Genomic DNA, 1,242 nt, shown 5'->3' with positions numbered 1-1,242 from the left:
TGAACTGGTCAAGTAATCCTGGACACCGTTTACGGTGCTTATGCCGCTTTTTGCTCCATAGCTATTGGCGACAAGTAGTTGTTGTAGCTATGGAGCCTGGTGCGGTTGTAGTACATGAAGAAGCGCACGATGTCGGTTTTTGCTTCCCCGACCATACTGTAGCCGCCACGGGGTACCCACTCTGACTTCAGCGTGCCGAAAAAACGCTCTGTCGGCGCATTGTCCCAGCACTGCCCGCGATGACTCATGCTTTGCAAAATGCCGTGGCGCATCAGCTCTTCTTGAAACTTGCGGCTGGTGTACTGACATCCCTGATCTGAGTGAAATATCAGCCTAGGAGGACATGTCCGTACTTCTGTTGCCATGCGTAGCGCTTTGCTAACCAAGTTGGCGTCATTGACCAGGGAAAACGCCCAGCCAATGACCCGGCGAGCATACAAATCGATCACGATGGCCAGATGAAACCAGCGTTTGCCCACCATCAGGCTGGTCACATCACCACACCAAACCTGATCGACTGCAATCGCGTTGAAATTGCGCTTGAGCCGATTGGGCGCGACAAATGCTTCCACTCCTTTGGATCTGAATGGGTGAGGTTGGCGTTGTTTACTGACAATGTTGGCCTCCCTCATCAGCGCTCTGACAAGATTCCTTCCAGCTGCAATGTTTTGGGATTTCAGGCTTTTGCTGATCATTCTGGAACCCATGGCTTCGCGGCTTTCGCTGTGCAGCTCAACCACTTTCAGCTTAAGCTCTTCGCGTCTGATCCGCGGCTTGGCTCGCCGCTGAATCCACTCATAAAAGCTGCTGCGCTTCACACCGAAAACATGACACACCACGGCAGTCGGAAATGACTCTCTTAGTTCTGCGATCATCGAAAACGATCGGGATCCGACATCAAGAGAGCGGTAGCCTTTTTTAAGATCTCAGCCTCCATCTCCATGCGCTTGATCTTGGCTTTTAGCTCCTGGATCTGGCGCTGATCTTCGGTAATTGCCTTGGTGCCTTTGACTGGCTGCCCCTCGCGTTCCTTGCGAACCTGATCGACCCAGCGACGTAACGCGGTGGGCCCGATATCCAGCGATGCACAAACGTCTGCAACCGGGCAGTTATCATCAAGCACCATACTGGCAGCCTGTAGCTTGAACTCGCGGGTATAGACCTTTCTTTCGTTCATGGAACCTCCAAGTTGGCGAAATCATATCGCCCTTAAGAGGTGTCCGGAATTATTAGGCCAGTTCA

Annotated in this window: 2 protein-coding genes; both read right to left on the bottom strand. The window is 52.4% G+C overall.

The window, feature by feature from the left end:
• Positions 1–38: 38 nt before the first annotated feature.
• On the bottom strand, positions 39–875 hold the full coding sequence (locus tag J4E58_RS31740) for an IS3 family transposase (protein WP_256583250.1): 837 nt from the start codon (positions 873–875) through the stop codon (positions 39–41).
• Positions 872–1,177 (bottom strand): IS3 family transposase, encoded by a 306-nt coding sequence (locus J4E58_RS32100; protein ID WP_007927361.1) that lies wholly within the window; start codon positions 1,175–1,177, stop codon positions 872–874. The genes J4E58_RS31740 and J4E58_RS32100 overlap by 4 nt, the downstream gene beginning before the upstream one ends.
• Between the last annotated feature and the right edge of the window lie 65 nt (positions 1,178–1,242).

It is taken from the genome of Pseudomonas sp. FW305-25, from assembly GCF_017351415.1.
GTDB classification, from domain to species: Bacteria; Pseudomonadota; Gammaproteobacteria; order Pseudomonadales; family Pseudomonadaceae; genus Aquipseudomonas; species Aquipseudomonas chlororaphis.
The sequence above is the reverse complement of the archived record's forward strand: the minus strand, read 5'-3'. Positions and strand labels throughout refer to the sequence as shown.